This is a genomic window from Ruoffia tabacinasalis (assembly GCF_005864045.1).
Classification (GTDB): Bacteria; Bacillota; Bacilli; order Lactobacillales; family Aerococcaceae; genus Ruoffia; species Ruoffia tabacinasalis.
The window spans coordinates 1-2,754 of the sequence record NZ_VBSP01000083.1; the positions used below are offsets into that span (position 1 = coordinate 1).

At 35.8% G+C, this 2,754-nt stretch carries 3 protein-coding genes; 1 reads left to right on the top strand and 2 read right to left on the bottom strand.

Features of this window, described 5'->3' with window-relative positions:
- Positions 1 to 569 precede the first annotated feature (569 nt).
- Positions 570 to 1,211 carry a pentapeptide repeat-containing protein gene (locus tag FEZ33_RS11925; protein WP_138405587.1) on the bottom strand — a complete coding sequence of 214 codons (642 nt, stop codon included), beginning with the start codon at positions 1,209 to 1,211 and terminating at the stop codon, positions 570 to 572.
- A 136-nt stretch (positions 1,212 to 1,347) separates the two neighbouring features.
- On the opposite strand from FEZ33_RS11925, the gene FEZ33_RS11930 reads away from it, so the two are divergent.
- Complete coding sequence (locus FEZ33_RS11930) at positions 1,348 to 1,782, top strand: GNAT family N-acetyltransferase (protein WP_138405588.1); 435 nt, start codon at positions 1,348 to 1,350, stop codon at positions 1,780 to 1,782.
- Between the two features lie 302 nt (positions 1,783 to 2,084).
- Here the strand turns inward: FEZ33_RS11930 and FEZ33_RS11935 are convergent, their stop codons facing one another.
- On the bottom strand, positions 2,085 to 2,540 hold the full coding sequence (locus FEZ33_RS11935) for a transposase (RefSeq protein WP_138405589.1): 456 nt from the start codon (positions 2,538 to 2,540) through the stop codon (positions 2,085 to 2,087).
- Between the last annotated feature and the right edge of the window lie 214 nt (positions 2,541 to 2,754).

The following is a 2,754-nucleotide window of genomic DNA, read 5'->3' on the forward strand; positions in this document are numbered from 1 at the left end:
TCTTTTAATTGAAAGGTTTTTTGGATAAAATGGTTCATGCGTAGATATTCTCCTTATGTTATTTGGTGGTACTTTTAATATAACGAATATCTGCGTCTTTTAGAAGACACAAAGATAGGGTTGATGACATTTTAATTTTTGTCATCAACCCTATTTATTGTAGAACCAAATATTGTATTTAGACCAATTAAACGAGTATAGAAGCTGAGCTATTTACAGTCATCTATACTCGTTTAATATTTTTTTATTTTATAACATCTCCTGATTCTTTATCAAAGAAATGTACTTTATTCATATCAAAAGCAAGTTCCAACGTATCACCTATATGGTACTTGATTCTAGAGTCTACTTTTGCTTGTAATTCAACACCGTTTTGTTCAAAGTATAAAATAGAGCTAGTAAATAATTCAAAGAAAAGTGGCTAACTTAAACTTGAAATTTACGTAATATTTATATATAAGGTACAACACATAGTTATTTATAAATCCATATAAAAAGCCACCAATAAAATATAGAATCTCAAATTAGTGGCACTTTTACTAAAATAATTTCATGGATAATACTTTCCCCTACACCACTTCTACCCCCATCAACCCAACCAAGCCTAAGGCTTGTTCTCTGGACACTTGGCAGCCTTTCAAGTCTTCGATGGCGACTCGGATTGAGTCAAAGTTTGATGTGCTAAGGTTGATGCCTTTTAAAGGTGTATGATCAAAGGTAATGTCATTGAGTTCACACTCTTCAAAGTTGACTTGCTTTAGTTTACATTCAAAGAAGGCTGCTTCTTGAAGTGACGACTCTTGAAAGTAGACTCGCACTAACTTTGAATCCGCGAATGTAGATAAGTTTAAGATTGCCTCTTGGAATAGTGTGTCACCTAACATGGTTTCAGAGAACTGAGTTCCGAGTAATTTACAATTTTCAAACTCTACTCGGTGAATGGATGCTTGGCTTAGATTTACATTCGAGAAGTCACAGCCGATAAAGCGCACATCAGTCAGATCTGCATCACTTAAATCCATATCGTTGAATATACCGTCACGAATGACGCAATTATATAATCGCACTTGTTCCACCTGAACAGTTGTAAAGTCAGCTTCATTCAACTCATAGCCATCTAGTTCTAAGATATAATCGTGGGGTTGGTATAAGTCTTTTAACTCTTTTTCTTCTATATCCGCTTGTATTACTGGTCGTTTAATTCTCATCATCCCACACCCTTCTTTTTACTTATGGCTATTGTAGCATAGGCTCTATCTTTTTCTCACCCTTCTTTGGTTATCTATTGCGACTCTTTCCGGATTCTGTTAGACTTTTTCTTATTAGTCATTTAAAGGAGGTCACCCGATGCTTATAAATTTAGTAGACAAGGATCCTGATGTAATAAAGGCTGTCGCTGATTTGTGGTTAACTGTGAATTTAGAAGTGCATGATTTTGTTGACCCAGCCTATTGGACCAGTCATTATGATGATGTGCTCTCAGCTTTTCATGAAGCGAATATGGTGCTTTATCAAGAAGACAATCGACTGTTAGGCTTTGTTGGTATGACGGGAGACTATATTGCGGGTATTTTTATTGAGAAGGAGAGTCGACACAGAGGCATTGGAAGCCAGTTGTTGACTTATTTAAAAAGCCAACACAAATCTTTGACACTTTCTGTTTATTCACGCAATTCGCAGGCGATACAATTTTATAAAAGGCATGGTTTTCAATTTATTGAGGAGTGTTTAGATGAAGAAACTCAAGAGAGAGAATGGCTAATGACCTGGACAACAACTTAGATTATCAAAGCCCCCCAACCAAACTCAATATGAACTGCCCCCTGTCAAGTAGACAAGTAAATAATAAAAATAGTTAAGGCGAATCTTCAGATTCGTCTTTTCTTTATATAGGTTTGGATGCCCTTCCATTTCATTAAGTGCTAGACACACTTATGATTAACAGCGGCTTGTTGAAAGTGATTTAAATAAATAGTCCTACGACGATAGCCATAAATCCCATTAAATGTTCCATGTGCTTCTTGAATGAATACCATTATTTTTTTAAGCGCAATTCTGTATGTGGCGGTTGACGATTTAACCATTTATAATAGCTCGATTGGCTCACTTTTAATGCTTGGCACAGCCAGATTACTTTTTAGACTTTTTCTTCGTAAGTCGTTTTTTCCTTTCATCAGATACATCTCTGGCTTTGAATTGTAGGATTGAGACTCCCCACCATTAGTATACTTAAGAATCCAGCTATGAATCGTTTTCTGAGATGGAATATTATATTTAATTGCCAGTTCATTGATGGATATCTTATCGACCAGGTGTTCTTGTGCCACTTGTTCTCTAAATTCCGTTGAATAGTGTTGATGCTTATTCGGTGGTTGAAGGCTATCAATGCCATGTCGTTGATAGAGCCTCACTTCAAATAAAAAGTATGTATTCTCATACTGTAGTCCTAAATTCTTCAACATAGGAAAAGTCATACCCTCTAAATATTGAAGAATATAAAACTCCAGTTCAGCCACTGTATGCTTCATATTTGAGTACATAAAAAATCCCCCTAAAGTAGTTTACTTTTTTTAGTGTCTACTTTAGGGGGCATATTAAATATGAGAACAGGGTGGCGTTTTTTATTCCGCCGATTGTAAAATTAAGCTAGACAACTAAAACAGCCATTTGTGGTACACTCAACTTGTAATTCCGACCAAAGAATACAAAGGAGTGACCACAAATGACCTACACCCATCTTACCACGGATGAACT